18 protein-coding genes and 4 tRNA genes are annotated in these 16,400 nt (G+C 69.4%); 8 read left to right on the forward strand and 14 right to left on the reverse strand.

What is annotated here, in order from left to right; translation table 11 throughout:
• Positions 1 to 27: 27 nt before the first annotated feature.
• The 10 genes from ACWCSU_RS10075 to ACWCSU_RS10120 form a co-directional block, all read right to left on the reverse strand.
• Positions 28 to 660, reverse strand: coding sequence for a hypothetical protein (locus tag ACWCSU_RS10075; RefSeq protein WP_449934734.1), 633 nt, complete (start codon positions 658 to 660; stop codon positions 28 to 30).
• A 55-nt stretch (positions 661 to 715) separates the two neighbouring features.
• The gene (locus tag ACWCSU_RS10080) at positions 716 to 1,120 is read right to left on the reverse strand and encodes a hypothetical protein (protein WP_449934735.1); all 405 of its coding nucleotides are present in this window, start codon (positions 1,118 to 1,120) and stop codon (positions 716 to 718) included.
• A gap of 59 nt (positions 1,121 to 1,179) precedes the next feature.
• Positions 1,180 to 1,977, reverse strand: a complete 798-nt coding sequence (locus ACWCSU_RS10085; protein ID WP_449934736.1) for a helix-turn-helix domain-containing protein — start codon at positions 1,975 to 1,977, stop codon at positions 1,180 to 1,182.
• Between the two features lie 47 nt (positions 1,978 to 2,024).
• Positions 2,025 to 2,543, reverse strand: coding sequence for a DUF6879 family protein (locus tag ACWCSU_RS10090; RefSeq protein ID WP_449934737.1), 519 nt, complete (start codon positions 2,541 to 2,543; stop codon positions 2,025 to 2,027).
• Positions 2,518 to 2,748, reverse strand: a complete 231-nt coding sequence (locus ACWCSU_RS10095; protein WP_364338107.1) for a hypothetical protein — start codon at positions 2,746 to 2,748, stop codon at positions 2,518 to 2,520. Before ACWCSU_RS10095 ends, ACWCSU_RS10090 begins: the two co-directional genes overlap by 26 nt.
• A gap of 246 nt (positions 2,749 to 2,994) precedes the next feature.
• Positions 2,995 to 3,069, reverse strand: a tRNA-Val gene (locus tag ACWCSU_RS10100).
• 6 nt (positions 3,070 to 3,075) lie between these two features.
• Positions 3,076 to 3,146, reverse strand: a tRNA-Cys gene (locus tag ACWCSU_RS10105).
• A 15-nt stretch (positions 3,147 to 3,161) separates the two neighbouring features.
• Positions 3,162 to 3,233 (reverse strand) — tRNA-Gly (locus ACWCSU_RS10110).
• An 86-nt stretch (positions 3,234 to 3,319) separates the two neighbouring features.
• Positions 3,320 to 4,042 carry an SDR family oxidoreductase gene (locus ACWCSU_RS10115; protein WP_364096507.1) on the reverse strand — a complete coding sequence of 241 codons (723 nt, stop codon included), beginning with the start codon at positions 4,040 to 4,042 and terminating at the stop codon, positions 3,320 to 3,322.
• Between the two features lie 137 nt (positions 4,043 to 4,179).
• Complete coding sequence (locus ACWCSU_RS10120; RefSeq protein WP_449934738.1) at positions 4,180 to 5,379, reverse strand: hypothetical protein; 1,200 nt, start codon at positions 5,377 to 5,379, stop codon at positions 4,180 to 4,182.
• Between the two features lie 112 nt (positions 5,380 to 5,491).
• Between ACWCSU_RS10120 and ACWCSU_RS10125 the strand changes: the two genes are divergently transcribed.
• Genes ACWCSU_RS10125 through hutH form a run of 3 tightly spaced genes read left to right on the forward strand, consistent with a single transcriptional unit; the run spans position 5,492 to position 8,364 of the window.
• The gene (locus tag ACWCSU_RS10125) at positions 5,492 to 6,046 is read left to right on the forward strand and encodes a hemerythrin domain-containing protein (protein ID WP_357703124.1); all 555 of its coding nucleotides are present in this window, start codon (positions 5,492 to 5,494) and stop codon (positions 6,044 to 6,046) included.
• A 44-nt stretch (positions 6,047 to 6,090) separates the two neighbouring features.
• Positions 6,091 to 6,798: an ArsR/SmtB family transcription factor gene (locus ACWCSU_RS10130; protein WP_357703126.1), complete on the forward strand. Its 708-nt coding sequence runs from the start codon at positions 6,091 to 6,093 to the stop codon at positions 6,796 to 6,798.
• A gap of 15 nt (positions 6,799 to 6,813) precedes the next feature.
• A complete protein-coding gene (gene hutH, locus ACWCSU_RS10135; protein ID WP_357703128.1) occupies positions 6,814 to 8,364 on the forward strand; it encodes a histidine ammonia-lyase in 1,551 nt (516 codons plus the stop codon).
• Positions 8,365 to 8,374: 10 nt separating this feature from the next.
• Here hutH and ACWCSU_RS10140 read toward each other — a convergent pair whose 3' ends face one another.
• Entirely contained in the window at positions 8,375 to 9,568 is a 1,194-nt protein-coding gene (locus ACWCSU_RS10140; RefSeq protein WP_449934739.1) for a Rid family hydrolase, read from the reverse strand.
• Between the two features lie 21 nt (positions 9,569 to 9,589).
• On the opposite strand from ACWCSU_RS10140, the gene ACWCSU_RS10145 reads away from it, so the two are divergent.
• Genes ACWCSU_RS10145 through ACWCSU_RS10155 form a run of 3 tightly spaced genes read left to right on the forward strand, consistent with a single transcriptional unit; the run spans position 9,590 to position 12,314 of the window.
• Positions 9,590 to 10,507 carry a LysR family transcriptional regulator gene (locus ACWCSU_RS10145; protein ID WP_357703132.1) on the forward strand — a complete coding sequence of 306 codons (918 nt, stop codon included), beginning with the start codon at positions 9,590 to 9,592 and terminating at the stop codon, positions 10,505 to 10,507.
• Between the two features lie 29 nt (positions 10,508 to 10,536).
• The gene (locus ACWCSU_RS10150; RefSeq protein ID WP_357703134.1) at positions 10,537 to 11,487 is read left to right on the forward strand and encodes a chorismate-binding protein; all 951 of its coding nucleotides are present in this window, start codon (positions 10,537 to 10,539) and stop codon (positions 11,485 to 11,487) included.
• Positions 11,484 to 12,314, forward strand: a complete 831-nt coding sequence (locus tag ACWCSU_RS10155; RefSeq protein ID WP_357703136.1) for an aminotransferase class IV — start codon at positions 11,484 to 11,486, stop codon at positions 12,312 to 12,314. Before ACWCSU_RS10150 ends, ACWCSU_RS10155 begins: the two co-directional genes overlap by 4 nt.
• 47 nt (positions 12,315 to 12,361) lie before the next feature.
• On the opposite strand, the gene ACWCSU_RS10160 is transcribed toward ACWCSU_RS10155, so the two are convergent.
• Positions 12,362 to 13,741: an LVIVD repeat-containing protein gene (locus tag ACWCSU_RS10160; protein WP_449934778.1), complete on the reverse strand. Its 1,380-nt coding sequence runs from the start codon at positions 13,739 to 13,741 to the stop codon at positions 12,362 to 12,364.
• Between the two features lie 85 nt (positions 13,742 to 13,826).
• Here ACWCSU_RS10160 and ACWCSU_RS10165 point away from each other — a divergent pair, with 85 nt between their 5' ends.
• Positions 13,827 to 14,438 (forward strand): DUF305 domain-containing protein, encoded by a 612-nt coding sequence (locus ACWCSU_RS10165; RefSeq protein ID WP_449934740.1) that lies wholly within the window; start codon positions 13,827 to 13,829, stop codon positions 14,436 to 14,438.
• A 59-nt stretch (positions 14,439 to 14,497) separates the two neighbouring features.
• On the opposite strand, the gene ACWCSU_RS10170 is transcribed toward ACWCSU_RS10165, so the two are convergent.
• Positions 14,498 to 14,914 (reverse strand): SsgA family sporulation/cell division regulator, encoded by a 417-nt coding sequence (locus tag ACWCSU_RS10170; protein ID WP_449934741.1) that lies wholly within the window; start codon positions 14,912 to 14,914, stop codon positions 14,498 to 14,500.
• A gap of 450 nt (positions 14,915 to 15,364) precedes the next feature.
• On the opposite strand from ACWCSU_RS10170, the gene ACWCSU_RS10175 reads away from it, so the two are divergent.
• A tRNA-Val gene (locus ACWCSU_RS10175) sits at positions 15,365 to 15,436 on the forward strand.
• A 32-nt stretch (positions 15,437 to 15,468) separates the two neighbouring features.
• On the opposite strand, the gene ACWCSU_RS10180 is transcribed toward ACWCSU_RS10175, so the two are convergent.
• The gene (locus ACWCSU_RS10180) at positions 15,469 to 16,026 is read right to left on the reverse strand and encodes a site-specific integrase (protein WP_449934742.1); all 558 of its coding nucleotides are present in this window, start codon (positions 16,024 to 16,026) and stop codon (positions 15,469 to 15,471) included.
• Positions 16,027 to 16,400: the final 374 nt, after the last annotated feature.

The raw sequence follows: 16,400 nt of genomic DNA on the forward strand, positions 1-16,400 counted from the left end.
CGCGAGACTCTGGGTCTCCCTGCCGGCCTATTCTCGGCTTGTAAGTCGCCCCCCGGCCAGAAGCGCCGGCTGCACGTCATGTAGCCGCACGAGCAGCTCACGAGCGAGCGCGTGATGCATGTCGTAGTCGTCGAACCTGAGGATGGCGTTGCCTTCGAACGGCACCACTGGAGGCAAGTAAGGAACAAACACATCCGCTCGTACTCCGAAGGCAGAGCAGTCGCCCACGGTGAAGACGGCGGCGTTGCGTCGTAAGTGGGAACACCGTGAGATCGCTTCCGGGATGCACGCCCGGCATGTCGGCGGCGCGTTGGTGTAGCCGTCGCCCTCGCGCCCGTCACCGGACAGCAGCCACCAGATCCGGCCCGTGTCCCGATCTACAGCCGACCGTGCGCACACCTGGCACAGCCGCTTGTCCATGCAGCGCCACTGCCGCAGCGTATTGACCGTCGTGAAGTCGGGTCGGCCCGCACGGTTCTGGCCCTGTCGCAGGAGGAGGGCACCGTTGCGGAAGTCGTCCCGCTGGGGCACGGCGTAGCTCAGCCGCAACCCGCCGCGACGCGGTACCCACTTCAGCGGAGGGTTCTGAGCCTCACCTGTCCACCCGATCACGTACGGGTAGCGAAAGCTCGTCTCCGACAGCTTCGTGATCAGCGTCACGACGCCTCCCGGTCGTAGCCAGGGATGAACGCCGCGCGCAGCTTCTCAAGGGTGGTCACGTGTGCCCCATGCTCATGGCGATCTCCAGGGCAACGTCCTGGGGCCGGTGCTCCGGCACCACCCGCATGCGGTCGGCAAGCGCCGCGTTGTTATCGGCCACGCGCGCCAGCTCGACCATGTAACTGCCCGAGCGCGCCCCCAGCGTGACAGTGGCCACCGTCCATCCGGCGTCGGCGTAGATGACCAGTTGTGGGGGGTGCCACAGCGGCTCGGCAGGTGACTCTGGCCCGCTCTGGCGGGGGTCCGTGGAACAACGCTTGACGAGCTGGGCGTTCACTCCCGACACCGTCAGATGGGGAAGAATCCGTTCAAGCGCGTCACGCTGCGCGTTCGCAGCGTTCTCCGGGATGGGGTCTCCTACCGTGTAATCGGTTGCGGGGGTGGGGTGCGTGAGGGCCATGCCTCGACGCTAGGAGTGAAGGATCTCGGCATCCAAGGTGTTTGCCGCTCTTTGCCGCACTAACTCAGCCGTGCCCGTGCCTCGCGGATAAGCGTCTTGGCTTTGGCTCCGTACACGGCGGACGCCGCGAGCTGCTCAAAGGCTCGCTCGTACAGTGCGACCTCATGAGACTGGCTCAGGGCCAGGCTGGCGGTAAGGGTCTCGATCTGGACCACGCGGCGATCGAGGATCCAGAAGCCCGTCAAGGGCAGTGCTTTATGGCGAGCTGCGGTGGGGATGATGCCCAACCTGACCGTGGGCAACTCCATGTCGTGAAGGAGCTGATCGAGTTGGCCCGGGATCACGTCGGGGGGCACGACGCCTGCGCTGAGGGCCACTTCGCAGATCACCGCATGGAAGCGATGCTTCTTCCGAAAGAGGATGTGACGACGCTCCATCCGGGCTTGGACCCCTTGTGCCACGTCGTTGGGTACACGCAGTAGCTCCACGACGCTGGTCATCACCGAGCCGGCGTATTCGGGGGTCTGGAAGAGCCCGGGTATGTAGAACGTCTCGAACATACGAAACAAACTCGTCTCGGCTTCCATCGTCAGCCGGTCACGCTGACGCTTACGCGTTCCGATGCTGAGTTGCCTCCGCCATTCCACGTACATGGTCTCGATGGAGCGGAGCGTGGCCACCAAGTCGGCTAGCTGATCTTCCGCGTGGCAGTGCTCGCACCACACCCGTAGATCGTCCTCGGAAGCGTTGCGCTTGCCGTACTCGATACGGGAGACCTTGGAGGAGTGCCAGCCCGCCATGGTCGCCAGCGCGACGCCTGACAGCCCGGCATCCCTGCGGATGTCCCTCAGGCGCACGCCGAGTGCCTCGCGTGCCTTCTGTGCTGGCGTAGACACTGGAGCGGCTACGCGACGTACAGGGCGTAGGGAATCGCCCTCGCCCACACCTGGTCTCGCGCCGTGCGGCATTCCTCAAGCAGGCCGGGATCAGAGACTAGGCCGAAGCCTCCTGAGGAGCCGTCCGGCATGAACAAGCTGAGGACCAAGGTGTCCTCGTCGAGCAGCCAGTAGTCCTCTTCGGGCAGGTGGAGGTCGGCGGCCTGATGTCGGGGCAGATAGCGGATGTCCTCGCCTGCCTCGATGTTCTGGGGATCGATGGTCATGGCCCATTTGATGTAGTCGCTCAAGGGCTCGGTCACGATCCGGGCCCGCTGGATGATCGTGCCTCGGCGGGTGGACATCCGGGCGAAGGACAACCAGGACTGGTGCCACTGGTAGTCGTCCGTTTCGCCCAGAAGCCACCTGCGGAACGGTCCCTCTTCGTCCTCGACGCCGTAGGAGTCCCTCATCTCCAGATGGAAGGCTCGCCGACGCCTGAGCCACAGCGCCCGGAAATCGTCACGGGTTAGGCGCTGCGTCTCCATGGTCGAGCCACTCCTTGGGTAGGTGCCGCATCAGTTCCCTGGGAACCTCCAAGAACGTCTCGTGGTCGGGTACGTCCTTGAGGGTTTCGAGGGCTTCGGAGTCTGTGATCTTCCATCCTTGCACCACGATGGTGCCCCGGTCGGTGGCGTACAGGGTTGGGGACTGATCCCCGGTCGTCTCCTTGCCCAGGAACGTCAACTTCATGATCGCTACCTCCGCTGGAGCTTTGCCGCACTTTGCTCGACTCCGCGATCGTCAGCCCAGGTCGGAGCTACGTCAACCCCTCGCTCGGAGAAGCGTCTGTCATGGGGTCAGCACAACGTCAGCACCGGTGCTGACAACAACCCTGATCAACCCGGAACAACAAGAAGCCCCAGACTCTCGGCGTGTGCCGTGAGCTGGGGCTATAGCTCCTGTTGGACCAGGTCAGACCTGATCTGCTATGGAACCTGGTGGACGATACTGGGATTGAACCAGTGACCTCTTCCGTGTCAGGGAAGCGCTCTCCCGCTGAGCTAATCGTCCTTGCAGAGGTGGCGACGGGATTTGAACCCGTGTGGACGGCTTTGCAGGCCGCTGCCTCGCCTCTCGGCCACGCCACCGAGCCGGAAGCTCCGAGCGGAAGACGGGATTCGAACCCGCGACCCTCACCTTGGCAAGGTGATGCTCTACCACTGAGCCACTTCCGCGTGCACCCTGCTCGTGCCGGGCGACGAGAGAACTCTAGCGAATCCTCGCCGAGTCCCCAAACCGGAGCGCTTCCGCGCAGGTCGTCCTAGGTGTGGCCGCCGTTGACGGTCACGCGCTGGCCGGTGACGAACGCGCCGCCGTCCGAGGCGAGGAAGGACACCGTGGCGGCCACGTCGGCCGGCGTGCCCATGCGGCCGAGCGGCACCTCGGCCAGGTAGTCGGCCTCGTCGTCGCCCGCGTGCCGCTCCACCGGGATCCAGCCGGGGGCGACGACGTTCACCGTGATCCCGTACGGACCCAGCTCGCGCGCCCAGGCCTGGGTCATGGCGTGCTGGGCGGCCTTCGCGGCGATGTAGGCGGACATGCCGGGCAGCTTGCGGTCGACGATGTCGGAGCCGATCTGGATCACCCGGCCGCGTCCCCGTTCGCGCATGCCTGGCAGTACGGCCTGCACCAGCAGCGTGGGGCTCTTGACGAAGAACAGGAGCTGGTCGAGGTGGTCCTGCCAGGTCAGCTCCTCGACCGCCACCGACGGCTGCGGCCCGGTCGCGTTCACCACCAGCACCTCCACCGGCCCGAGGCGGGTCGCGACGCGGGCGACCAGGTCGGCGGTCTGGCCCTCGTCGGTGACGTCCCCGGCGAACGCCTCCGCCGCGCCGCCCTCGGCCCGGATCTCGGCCACCACCTTCTCCGCGCCCGCGCGGTCGGAACGGTAGTTGACGGCGACGGCCAGACCGTCGGCGGCCAGCCTGCGCGCGATCACGGCTCCCAGGCCGCGCGAGGCTCCGGTGACGAGGACGACACTCATGCCGCGCACTCTAACCCCCGCCCAACGCCGCCCGCGCACCCCCAAGCGGGCCGTTGCGAGGAGGGGCGACACGTCCGGCAGGGGGCGCGGGGCGGTGGGTTGGCGTGAGGAGGCGAACCCACCGCGTGCCGCTCAGGTCAGCGGCCCAGTTGCATGCCCGCCGGATGCGGCCCCTCCGTCTCCAGCCGGTACTCCCGCCCCGACACCGCCCGGTTGTCATCGATGACCTGCTCCGACGCCGGCTTCTCCCCGCCCATGACCGCCTCCTGCATCCGCGAGAAGCGCTCGTGGGCCTCCTGCACGTACCCGGTGCCCAGGGTGGTGCAGTCGATCTGGGTGGTTAGCAGCTCCCGCAGGTACGCCTTGTTCGGCTCGAACGTCACCGGCGGCGGCAGCTCAGGAGCCAGCACCTGGTCGGGATCGCGCCCGTCGAACCGCTTGAACAGCTCGCAGGCCAGCCGCAGGTGCTCGATCTCCATGTTCAGGTGCAGCTCCCAGACGGCCTTCACCTTCGGGTCGGACTCGGTCTCCATGAACGAGTGGTACAGGTAGCACTCGTTGTACTCGTGGTTGAGCAGCATCTCCCACCAGCTCTCGCCCGGGTCGACCAGCGACTCGTAGTGGGTGACGTGCTCCTCCTCCACCATGCCGATCTCCTGGTAGAGGCGGCGCGCGATCGGCTCCATGGCCATCGGCCCGACGTTCATGTAGTAGTTCATGGTCTGCTGCTCGGCGGCCATCACGGTCAGGGCGTGCAGCTTGGACAGCGGCTCGGTGCGGTGCCGGTCGTAGGGCTCGCGCACGTTGTCGACCGGGTCGCGGTGGTGCAGGTACGTCGGCCGCCCCGGCATGACCTCGGTGACCCCGTCCACGATCTTCTCGGCCTTGCGGTGCTCGATCATCTCGTAGAGGTTGGCGTACCGGTAGAGATGGTCGAAGTCCTCCAGCACCCCGAACTGGTACGCCTGCGTCAGGTACGGGTCCGGCTCCATCCGGGCCACCCACGCCGTCAGGTCCACGGCGACCTGCTCGTACGCGATCGTGGTCTCCAGCACCGACGAGACGCCGGGCAGCAGCCAGTTGACCACCTTCTGCTGCTGCGCCTCGATGTAACGCACCCGGGCGAGCTGCCGCTTGAGCTCCAGGTCGGTGCAGTGGCGGGCGAGCTGGTGGCTGAACAGGATCGCCTCGGTCTCGATGCCGTTCATCGTGATGATCCGGCAGCGGGTGTAGGGATCGACGTGGTCGGGATCGATGGGCGGGACGTCGAGCTCCCGCCAGTTGCGCAACTGCTCGTCCAGCGGGATGCCCCGCTCCTGGAGTGGGTCGAAGGCCATGTCGCTGCGCCTACCCGCGCCATAGTGGGGCAACCTCCGCGTTGCGTCGCCGAACGACCCGCGTTCGGTAAGGAGGAGCGTGCCGGACCGGCGCCCGGGTAGGCCGCTGGACGTGGCTGAACACGATGTCATCGACGTGCTGATGGCCCAGCACGGCCAGATCAGGGACCTGTTCGACGAGGTGGAGCAGGCGCCGCCGGAACGGGTGGAGGAGGCGTTCGAGCGGCTGATCCGCCTGCTGGCCGTGCACGAGACCGCCGAGGAGGAGATCGTCCACCCGTACGCGCGCAGGAAGGTGGACGGCGGTCCCGGCGTGGTGGCCGACCGGCTGGCCGAGGAGAACCGCGCCAAACACCTGCTCGTCGAGATCGACCGGGCGGGCGTGGACGATCCGGCGTTCTGGGAGAAACTGGCCGAGCTGCGTACGGCGGTCACCGCGCACGCCCGCAGCGAGGAGCGCTACGAGTTCGCCCAGCTCCGCCACCACACCTCCGTCGTGGAACGCCGGGCCATGGCCGCGGCGGTGCGGGCGGCCGAGGCGGTCGGGCCGCTGCGGCCGCGTCCCGGCGTGGAGTCGGCGACCAGGAACGTGCTGGTGGGCACGCCCCTCGCGCTGATGGACCGGGCCCGCGACATCATCAGGAAGGCCCTGGGGAACCGCGGCTGACACTTCGTTCCTGAGCGAAATGTCGGTGTATTAGCGTCGTGAGCATGGAGTACATCGCTCGCGACGCCGACATCGCGCCCGTGGCCGCGCTGATCGCCGACCCCACCCGTGCCGCCATCCTGACGGCGCTGCTCGGCGGCCGGGCGCTGGCCGCCGGCGAGCTGGCCAGGGTCGCCGGGGTGAGCGCCGCCACCGCCAGCGCCCATCTGGCCAGGCTACTCGACGGCGGCCTGGTCGACGTCGTCCGGCAGGGCCGCCACCGTTACTACCGGCTGGCCGGGCACGAGATCGCCGAGGTGCTGGAGACGCTGGCCAGGGTGAGCGCCCGCCCGCCGGTGCGCTCCCTGCGGCAGTCCCGGCAGGCGCGGCTGCTGGAGGAGGCCCGCACCTGCTACGACCACCTGGCCGGACGCGCCGGCGTCGCCCTGCTCGACCACCTCAAGGACGGCGGCCACTACGACCGCCAGGACCTCACCCCGGACGGCGAGCGGCTGCTCATGGGCCTGGGCGTGGACGTCGAGGGCGCCCGCAGGGCCAGGCGGCGCTTCGCCCCGGAATGCCTCGACTGGACCGAACGCCGGTCGCATCTCGGCGGCGCCCTGGGGGCCGCGATCACCGACGTCCTGCTGGAACGCGGCTGGTACCGGCGTGGATCGGTGCCCCGCGCGGTGGTCCTCACCGACGAAGGGAGGGAAGGGCTGGCGGCGATCTTCCCGAGTAAGGAGCTAACATCGGGTACGCCGGTTACCTAAGTGAGAGAGACGATCATGCGCGACAACGGAGTCGTGAACGTCGGCCCCGAGCCCTTGAGCTTCGACGACGTCATCAGGGTGGCCCGCCACGGCGCCCCCGTGCAGCTCACCGACGACGCGGTGGCCGCCATGGCGGCCGCCCGCCAGCGAGTGGACGAACTCGCCGAAAGCCCGGTGCCCGCCTACGGCGTCTCCACCGGGTTCGGCGCGCTGGCCACCCGGCACATCGACCCCGCGCTGCGCGCCCAGCTCCAGCGCTCGCTGGTGCGCTCGCACGCGGCGGGCAGCGGCCCGGAGGTGGAGACCGAGGTGGTGCGCGCGCTCATGCTGCTGCGCCTGCACACCCTGGCCACCGGCCACACCGGCATCCGGCCGGGCACCGCCAAGACCCTGGCCGCGCTGCTGACCACCGGCATCACGCCGGTCGTGCACGAGTACGGCAGCCTCGGCTGCTCCGGCGACCTCGCGCCGCTGGCCCACGTGGCGCTGACGCTGATGGGCGAGGGCGTCGTCCGCGACGCCGCCGGCGAGCTGCGACCGGCCGGGGACGCGCTCAAGCAGGCCGGCATCGAGCCGGTCGAGCTGGCCGCCAAGGAGGGCCTGGCCCTCATCAACGGCACCGACGGCATGCTCGGCATGCTCATCCTGGCCATCTCCGACCTCACCAAACTGGTCAGGACCGCCGACATCAGCGCGGCGATGAGCGTGGAGGCGCTGCTCGGCACCGACCGCGTCTTCATGCCGGAGCTCCAGGCGCTGCGCCCGCATCCGGGCCTGGCCAGGTCGGCCGCCAACATGACCAAGGTCCTGGCCGGCTCCGGCGTCATGGCCAGCCACCGCGACCCGCAGGCGTGCACCCGCGTCCAGGACGCGTACTCGCTGCGCTGCGCGCCGCAGGTCGCCGGCGCCGCCCGGGACACGATCGCGCACGCCGCCACCGTGGCCGGCTGGGAGCTGGCCAGCGCCGTGGACAACCCGGCCGTGCTCGACGACGGCCGGGTGGAGTCCAACGGCAACTTCCACGGCGCGCCCGTGGGCTACGTGCTCGACTTCCTCGCCGTCGTGGCCGCCGACCTGGCCTCGATGTCCGAACGCCGCACCGACCGCTTCCTGGACGTGGCGCGCAACCACGGGCTGCCCGCGTTCCTGGCCGACGACCCCGGCGTGGACTCCGGCCACATGATCGCCCAGTACACCCAGGCCGCGATCGTCTCGGAGCTGAAGCGGCTGGCCGTGCCCGCCAGCGTCGACTCGATCCCCAGCTCGGCCATGCAGGAGGACCACGTCTCCATGGGCTGGTCGGCGGCGCGCAAGCTGCGCAGGTCGGTCGACGGGCTGACGAGGGTGCTGGCCGTCGAGGTGCTCACCGCGGCCCGCGCGCTCGACCTGCGCGCCCCCCTGGAGCCCGCGCCGGCGACCGCGGCCGTGGTCAGGGCGCTGCGCGAGAACGTGCCCGCGCCGGGCCCCGACCGCTTCCTCGCGCCGGAGATCGAGTCCGCCGTGCGGCTGGTGGCCGAGGGCGGCGTCGTGGCCGCGGCGGAGTCGGTCACCGGGCCGCTCGAATAGCCCGTCCCGCTCAGCGGGGGAGGGCGACGATCAGGTCCATCTCCATCACGAGCCCCGGCCGGAACAGCTTCGAGACCTCGACGGTCGTGCTGGCCGGGGGAGTGCCGGTGACGTACCGGTTGCGCACGTCCCTGAGCTGGAGGATGTCGTCCATGTCCGTCAGGTACGTGCGGATGAAGGCGACGTCCTGCCAGGACGCGCCCTGGTCGGCCAGGATGCGCGTGGTGACCGCGAAGATGTGCTCGGCCTGGTCCTTCAGCGAGCCGGGGGCGACCACCGTCCCCTGCTCGTCGAAGGCGGCCTGGCCGGAGACGTAGAGCATGTCGCCGACCCGCACCGCGTGCGAGTAGGCGCCGTTCGTGGCCGGGATCGTGGACAGGTTCAGCGGCACCGCCCGGGTGGCCGGGGCGCCGCCGACGTGCTCGGCGACCGCCGTCAGGTCGCGGTCGCCCAGCCCGGCCGCCCGCGCCTCCTGAAGGCGCTGCCGGGCGGCCGTCGCCAGCGACGCGCCCTCCCACGCCGCCAGCTCCAGGTCCTTGGCGGCCAGGCCGAGCGCGTACCGGGTCTCGGTCGCGGGTGTGCGCAGCCGTTCGGCGACCTGGCCGAGCGGGGTGCCCGCCAGCACGTCGAGCAGCGCGTCCCGGTCCACGCCGTGCGCCGCCCCGTACGCCAGCGTCTCGGCGACCAGCACCTGCGCGGGCACGATCGCGCTCATGACGGCGAGCTTCATCGCCGCGCCGGACCCCGGCGGCCCGGTCTCGCGCACCTTGCCGAAGACCGACAGCACCTCGCGGCAGCCCGAGACGTCGCCACCGGCCAGCACCACCAGCGAGCCGTCCGCCGCCGGGCCCACACTGCCCAGCACCGGCGCGTCCACCAGGCCGACCGACGCCGGCAGCAGCGCGCGTAGTTCACGCACCGCCTCCGGGCCGATCGTGGACATCTCCACCACCGTCGCGTCGGGCCGCAGGCCGGGCAGCGCGGCCGTCAGCACCTCGCGCACCGCCGCCGGATCGCTGAGCATGGTGATCACCAGCTCGGCGCCGTCCACCGCCTCGGCGGCCGGCACGCCGGTCCCACGCCGCCACGTCGTCACCTTGTGCCCGGCCTCCACGAGTCGCCGAGCCATGGGGACGCCCATGCGTCCCTGTCCGAGAAATGCAATCACGGGAACAGTCAACAGGGATGCGAGGTATTCCACCACCGACTAGATTGCATGGCAGCCATGCATGACACGAATGCCTTCGACCTCCAAGCCCTCCGCCTCTTCGACGAGGTGGCCAGGAGCGGATCCTTCACCGCCGCCGCCGAGCTGCTCGGCTACACCCAGTCGGCGGTCTCCCGGCGCATCGCCGCGCTGGAACGGACCGGCGGCGGCCCGCTGTTCGAACGCCTGCCGCGCGGCGTGCGCCTGACCCCCGCCGGCACGGCCCTGCACCGGCACGCCGTCGCCGTGCTCGACCGGCTGGCCCGCGCGGGCGAGGAACTGGCCGCGATCCACGGCGGACGCGGCGGCACACTGCGCGTGGGCGCGTTCGCCACCGCCAACGTCGACCTCATGCCGGACACACTGCGACGTTTCATGGCCGCCCATCCCGGCGTCGAGCTGCGGATGACCGAGGGGCTGACCGCGCGGCTCGTGGAACGCCTGCACGCCGGGGCGCTCGACGTGGCCGTGATCAGCGACTACCCGGCCGGGCTGCCCGCCGAGGGCGCCCGGCTCGTGCGGCTGCGCGAGGACCGGCTGTTCGTCGCGCTGCCCGCCGGCCACCGGCTGGCCCCCGACGCCGACGTGGACCTGCGCGACCTGGCCGAGGAGAGCTGGATCGAGGCGGCGCCGCGCGGGCAGCCGACGCCGCTGGTGGCCGCGTGCGCCGCCGCCGGGTTCACACCGCGAGGCGGGCTGCGGGTGGCCGAATGGTCGGGGAAGTTCGGGTTCGTCGCCGCCGGGTTCGGGGTGACGCTCGTACCCGAACTGGCCGCGCGGGCGGTGCCGCCGAACCTCGTGCTCAAACCGCTGCGCGGCGCCACCCCCATCCGTACGGTGTACGCGGCCCTTCCCGAGATTCCCCTCCCCGCCGCGCTGGAACTGGTCGAAATGCTGGGACAATGGGAGATGTGTACGACGGTTTCGCCCACTTAAACGGTCATCTCGCCACCGGACTCCGCGACGTGACGACCGACCTGGCCGCGCTCGACAGCGAGGGCTGGTGGGCCGTCGTCGCCGACTACGAGGGCACGGTGACGTGCGCCCGCTTCGACCGCGTGCGCCCGTCCGCGCTGCCCGAACCCAAGGCCGCTTGGCACGGTCCACATGTCGGTCAGTGGCGTACCTCGCTCGACCGCGCCGCCTACGAACGCGGCGTACGCGCGATCCGCGACCATATCGAGCGGGGTGAGGTCTACCAGGCCAACCTCTGCCGCGTCCTGTCGGCCCCCGTCCCGCCCGGCGCCGACCCGCTGGCGCTGGCCGCCCGGCTGGCCGAGGGCAACCCGGCCCCGTACGCCGCCGTCATCGACGTCCCGGGGCTGAGCGTGGTGTCGGCCTCGCCCGAGCTGTACCTGTCGCGCGAGGGCGACGTCGTGGAGTCCGGCCCCATCAAGGGAACCGGCGTCACCGCCGCCGACCTGCTGGAGAAGGACTACGCCGAGAACGTCATGATCGTCGACCTGGTCCGCAACGACCTGGGCAGGGTCGCGGCGGTCGGCTCGGTCGAGGTGCCCTCTCTGTGCGCGGTCGAGGAGCATCCCGGTCTCGTCCACCTCGTCTCCACCGTGCGGGCCAGGCTCGCGCCCGGAGCGGGCTGGCCGGAGCTGTTCGCCGCCACATTCCCGCCCGGATCTGTCACGGGCGCGCCCAAGTCGTCCGCTCTGCGCATCATCAATGAGCTCGAACCGGTCCCCCGGGGGCCCTACTGTGGTGCCGTGGGCTGGGTCGACGCCGACCGGGGCAGGGCGGCGCTGGCCGTGGGCATCAGAACATTCTGGATCTCAGCAGGCGAGATCCGCTTCGGCACCGGTGCGGGCATCACGTGGGGCAGCGACCCCGCGCGTGAATGGTCCGAGACGGAGCTGAAGGCAGCCAGGCTCATCGCACTAGCATCCTCAGGAGGAAACCGATGAACATCCCTGTCTGGGTCAACGGGGAGCTGATCGACCCCACGCAGGCCACCGTCTCCGTGTTCGACCACGGGCTCATGGTCGGCGACGGCGTCTTCGAGACGATCAAGATCGTCGACGGCGAGTCGTTCGCGCTCACCCGCCACCTCGACCGGCTCACGCTCTCGGCCCAGCGCATGGACCTGCCCGACCCCGACGTCGAGGCCATCGCCGAAGGCGTCGGCAAGCTCCTGGCGGTCGCCCCCGCCTGGTCGCTCGGCCGCATCCGCATCACCTACACCAGCGGCCCGGGCCCGCTCGGCTCCGACCGTGGCAACCAGGGCACCACCTCGATCGTCATCGTCGACGAGCAGAAGCCGTTCCCGGAGACCGCCAACGTGGCCGTCGTCCCCTGGCCGCGCAACGAGCGCGGCGCGCTGTCCGGCGTCAAGAGCACCTCCTACGGCGACAACGCCAAGGCCCTGCTGCACGCCAAGAACCAGGGCGCCGGCGAGGCGATCTTCGGCAACCTCGCGGGAAACCTGTGCGAGGGCACCGGCTCCAACATCTTCATCGTGCGCGACGGCCGTCTGATCACCCCCACGCTCGACTCCGGCTGCCTGGCCGGCGTCACCCGCGCGCTGGTGCTCGAATGGTGCGGGGGCGAGGAGACCGACGTCCCGCTGCAGGCCCTGTACGAGGCCGAGGAGGCGTTCCTCACCTCCACCACCCGCGACATCCAGCCGATCAGGCTGGTCGACCGGACCGAGCTGCCCACCGCGCCCGGCCCGATCACCGCCAAGGCCATGCGGATCTTCGCCGAGCGCGCCGCCGCCGACCTCAACCCCTGACCCGCCCCCGACAGGGCCCCGCCTCCGGGGCCCTGTCCCTTCGTCCCTCAGTACGACTTCTGCGTCTGGACGTTGAACTCGTCCATCTTCACCTGCTTGGCCGGATCCGTGATCGGGTCGTCGATGCGCAGCACGTCCAGGCCCTCGCGCATGTCGCTGGAGTAGATGTAGCCGTTGTAGTAGTAGGCCGACCACGAGCCGGCGATGCCGCCCTCCGGGTACGGACGCCGCTCGAAGAAGCCGATCTCCCTGGGGTTGGCCGAGTCGGTGAAGTCCCAGATCGACACCCCGCCCTGGTACCACGACTGGACCATGACGTCCTTGCCCTTCACCGGGATCAGCGAGCCGTTGTGGGCCACGCAGTTCTCGTCCGGCTCCTGGCTGCGCGGGATCTTGAAGTAGCCCCGGCGCTCCAGCTTGCCGTTCACCAGGTCGTACACCGCGTCGGCGCCCTTGGTGCGCGGCGTGCCGGCGTCGCAGGTGGCCTGGCTGCCGCCGCCCAGCTCGTCCCCGAAGACGACCTTCGTCGCGTCGTTGTTGAACGTCGCCGAGTGCCAGATCTGGAAGTTCTCGGTGTCGCGGATCTGCTGGATCACCCGGGGTTTGACCGGGTCGGAGATGTCGAGCAGCACGCCGTCGCCGAAGCAGGCCGCCGCGGCGAGCTTCTTCTCCGGGTAGGCGGTGATGTCGTGGCAGCCCGCGAACATCTCGGTGTCCTGCTGCTGGGGGAAGATGTCCGGCTGCGCCACGACCTTGGCGGACTTGGGGTCGTCGAGCGGGATCTCCACGATCTGGATGTTCTGGTGCGGCGGCGAGCAGGTCCGCGAGTCCGGCTCAGGGCCGGGGGAGGAGACGTAGACGTAGAGCTTGTCGTCGGTGGGCACCATGGTGTGCGTGTGGGAGCCGCAGTCCGTCAGCACCGCGCCGACGTAGCGCGGGCTCTTCTTGTCGCTGATGTCGAACAGGCGCAGACCCTCCCAGTCGCGGGTCTCCTCGTTGGAGTCGCAGTCTGCGCTGCCGCGCGGCTCGTCGACCGAGAGGATCAGCAGATCGCCGTGCACGCTGACGTCGTTCTGCTGCGCCGGGCAGGACACCTGGCTCACCGTCTTCGGCTTGGCCGGGTCGCTGATGTCGTAGATCACGAATCCGGCGAAGTTCCCGACGAATGCGTAGTCGCCCTGAAAGGCCAGATCGGTGTTGAAATTGTCATCCCCGGCGAACGGGCCGGTGCGCGGGACGTTCGCCACGTGCTTGACGTTGGGGCTGGTCAGCACGTCGCCCGAGCCCGATGCCGTACCGGACGCCGTGCCGCTCTCGCGTGAGGAGGCGGCCCCTGGCTCACCGGCCGACGGCGGTTCCCCCGCGCACGCCGAAGCCAGCAACAACACCGCGCACAACACCGCTCCGCGCAGCTTGGCGAAGATCAACACGCGTCCCCTTTGTCTCTCGTGGCTCACTATGGAAGTTATGCCAGCACGTTGGTGGCCGCGTACGGTCTTCATCACAGTTGTGATGACATTTGCTCTTTCGGCCTGCTCCGAGCCACCCGCCCCGGACGTCCAGGTTGTCGGGACGGACGCCCCTGTCCTGGTGCCCGGCAGCCCCGGAGCCCCGGCCCGTACGGCGAAGCCCGGCGACCGGATCGGCCCCAGCCCCGCCCCGACCCTGGCCGCCGACGTGCGCTTCGCCGAGGCGATGATCCCGCACCACCGGCAGGCGCTGGAGATGACCGCCCTGGTAGAGGCCCGTACGACCACCCCGGTCATCCGCGCCTTCGCGCGCTCGATCACCGCCGCCCAGACCCCCGAGATCAGGGCCATGACCGTCTGGCTCGCCGAACTCGGCCGCCCGGCCCCCGCCGACCACGCCCACGGCGCGGCGACCGGCTACGGGATGGCCACCGAGCAGGAGCTGAACGCCCTCAGAGCCGCCAGGGGAGCCGCGTTCGACCAGCTGTTCCTGCGCCTGATGACCAGGCACCACCAGGGCGCGGTAAAGATGGCGGGGGAGGAGCTGGCCGGCGGACGCGACCACCGCATGCGCCTGCTCGCCAGGGACGTCTACTCCGGCCAGAGCATAGAGATCGAACGCATGCGCCAGGCCCGGACCACGCTCCCGTCCTGACGCCGCGCATGCCGAGGCCCCGGCGTCGGGGTGGACGCCGGGGCCTCGGGTGCAACGGTTCAGGACGGCCAGAGCATGTTGGTGAGCTCGGCGTCCAGGTTCATGAAGTCGGTCTCGCGCCCCGCGGGCACCTTCTCGTACGTCCGGTGGAGGAACTCCGTGAGGGGGGCCAGCGGCACTTCGAAGAGCGCCTGCCCGAACGGCGAGGTGAGGCTGATGTGCAGGGTGCGCTCGCCATCGGCGCGTGCGGGCCAAACCTGCACGTCGCCGTCGCCGACCCGCCGCACGATGCCTACGGTCAGCAGTTCACGAGCAAAGATCCACTCGACCGGCTCGTCGTTCCCTACGTGGAAGGCCATGCGGATGGCATACGGATCGTCGGCTGTGTAGCTCAGTCCGGCGAGCAGGGGGACGGTAGTACGGTCGGGGACCACTAGCCGAAGGCCAAGCTCGGCGGAGACGGTGGTGCTGTTCATCGTCAGCCAAACCTTTTCGTCGTAGGTCCCCTCTTCGGGGCTTTCACTGCTCTGACGGACTTCGTCCTGAGCTATGACGCGGAACGAAGAAACCTGTAGGAAAGATTCCGCCTCAAGGGCCTTCTGTAACGCACATCACAGCTGGACATTTAGGCATCTACCTGGCTAAACGGCATCAATCGGGTCGTATTTGCGAGGGTTTTGCTGTTGTAGAGCCTGCCCCGACGGGCCCGACCAAGAACGTTTCTACCGAAAAGATCGCGATCGGTGCCTTACGGCACACGTCGATGGTATGACACCGACCCACCATGCCGGTGGGCAACCGCCGCCTTTCGCTCGAATCCCTCCTACCCGGAGCTCCCGAAGATCGCCCTCGGACGCTCCGTTTCGCCAGCACCCCCAGAGTGCGGTATGGTTTTCCCCGTCAGCACCGCAAGGCGCCGACAGGGCGGGCGATTAGCTCAGCGGGAGAGCGCTTCGTTCACACCGAAGAGGTCACTGGTTCGATCCCAGTATCGCCCACTCGTAAGGTGCAGGTGGAGGGGTTTCGGAGATCATCCGAAGCCCCTTCTCTCATGTCTGGGGGTCGACGGGAGCCAATCGGGGAGCCATCCCACTCGGATGGTGTTCATCGTCTGGGCGCCCTTGATGATCACCGGCCGGAGCTGGTGGCGGTAGACCGCCTCGGTGACGCTGGTGCCCGCGTGTCCGACGAGATCCGCGTTCGTCTCGATCGGTACGCCCTGATCGTTCATGATCGAGACGAACGAGTGACGCAACTCTCGTGGGCTCCATGTCGTTCCGAGCCCGGCCTGCTTGGTGATCCTGCGGAAGGTGCGCCGCACGTTCGCTGCGTCGAGCGGGGTGCCGACGTTCGTGCAGAACACCAGATCGTGGTCCTCCCATGCCTCGCCGGCCTTGAGCTTCTGGGCGGCTTGGCGGGTGTGGTGCTGTCTGAGCGCTTGGGCCGCCAGCTTCGGCAGCTCCAGCGTGCGGCCTGACTTGCGGGTCTTGGTGTCTCCTCCTTCCCGGACGGTCCGCCAGACGTAGATGGCGAACTTCTTGTGCTTGAACCCTGCCTCGGTGACTGGCCGCCACTGTTTGAGGCTCATTCGCGGGGCCAACGAGTCGCCGTCGATCTTCGCCTTGGGCAGGCGCGGAATATCCCCGCGTCCGCGGGGCCGACACGCTCGGGCTGAGCACGACGGCGCCGGAGGAGGGAACATCCCCCCGCGGGGCTCGTCCCATGACGTTCGAGTCGCTCGACGCCGCCGGGAAGTCGGCCCCGCACGCGCGGGGGATCGCCCCGTTCCGCAGCGGCATTCGCAAGACATGTGGATGTCGGCTCCGCGGGGCGGGGTCGTCCGTCTGAGCTTGGCAGCGAGTTCCTGAAGGAATGTCGGTCGGCCAGTCGACGCTCTGCACATGGAGGGACCGGCCGGACGACGATATGTGTGAGAGAACGCCGATCGGTCCATCCCGCTGG

It is taken from the genome of Nonomuraea sp. NPDC001699 (genome assembly GCF_053596455.1).

Bases quoted from the DNA above. Each gene is read 5' to 3' on its own strand.
- ACWCSU_RS10080 (WP_449934735.1), bottom strand. From the start codon at position 1,120: ATGGCCCTCACGCACCCCACCCCCGCAACCGATTACACGGTAGGAGAC.
- ACWCSU_RS10090 (WP_449934737.1), bottom strand. From the start codon at position 2,543: ATGGAGACGCAGCGCCTAACCCGTGACGATTTCCGGGCGCTGTGGCTC.
- ACWCSU_RS10095 (WP_364338107.1), bottom strand. From the start codon at position 2,748: ATGAAGTTGACGTTCCTGGGCAAGGAGACGACCGGGGATCAGTCCCCA.
- ACWCSU_RS10115 (WP_364096507.1), bottom strand. From the start codon at position 4,042: ATGAGTGTCGTCCTCGTCACCGGAGCCTCGCGCGGCCTGGGAGCCGTG.
- ACWCSU_RS10120 (WP_449934738.1), bottom strand. From the start codon at position 5,379: ATGGCCTTCGACCCACTCCAGGAGCGGGGCATCCCGCTGGACGAGCAG.
- ACWCSU_RS10130 (WP_357703126.1), top strand. From the start codon at position 6,091: ATGGAGTACATCGCTCGCGACGCCGACATCGCGCCCGTGGCCGCGCTG.
- hutH (WP_357703128.1), top strand. From the start codon at position 6,814: ATGCGCGACAACGGAGTCGTGAACGTCGGCCCCGAGCCCTTGAGCTTC.
- ACWCSU_RS10145 (WP_357703132.1), top strand. From the start codon at position 9,590: ATGCATGACACGAATGCCTTCGACCTCCAAGCCCTCCGCCTCTTCGAC.
- ACWCSU_RS10155 (WP_357703136.1), top strand. From the start codon at position 11,484: ATGAACATCCCTGTCTGGGTCAACGGGGAGCTGATCGACCCCACGCAG.
- ACWCSU_RS10165 (WP_449934740.1), top strand. From the start codon at position 13,827: ATGACATTTGCTCTTTCGGCCTGCTCCGAGCCACCCGCCCCGGACGTC.
- ACWCSU_RS10170 (WP_449934741.1), bottom strand. From the start codon at position 14,914: ATGAACAGCACCACCGTCTCCGCCGAGCTTGGCCTTCGGCTAGTGGTC.
- ACWCSU_RS10180 (WP_449934742.1), bottom strand. From the start codon at position 16,026: ATGAGCCTCAAACAGTGGCGGCCAGTCACCGAGGCAGGGTTCAAGCAC.